Source organism: Pseudomonas sp. HY2-MNA-CIBAN-0224 (assembly GCF_040310285.1).
GTDB lineage: Bacteria > Pseudomonadota > Gammaproteobacteria > Pseudomonadales > Pseudomonadaceae > Aquipseudomonas > Aquipseudomonas helleri.
The window spans coordinates 1-231 of record NZ_JBEOPQ010000955.1 but is presented as its reverse complement, the minus strand read 5'-3'; the positions used below and the strand labels follow the sequence as shown (position 1 = coordinate 231).

1 protein-coding gene is annotated in these 231 nt (G+C 48.5%); it reads right to left on the bottom strand.

Annotated elements, in window-relative coordinates:
- Nucleotides 1-231: putative PEP-binding protein (locus tag AAEZ03_RS29080; RefSeq protein WP_350583484.1), on the bottom strand; the 231-nt coding region annotated here is incomplete at both ends.

The window sequence follows — 231 nt, the reverse complement described above, 5'->3', positions numbered from 1 at the left end:
CACTTGAGCGGCTTCATCAACGGTACGCACGAATGGAATCATAATCTCGACGTGGGTCAGACCCATCTCGTCACGTACGCGCTTAAGGGCTTTACACTCAAGCTCAAAGCAATCGCGGAAGTTGTCAGAGACGTAGCGGCTAGCACCACGGAAACCAAGCATTGGGTTTTCTTCTGATGGCTCGTATAACTTACCACCCAACAAGTTAGCGTATTCGTTTGACTTAAAATC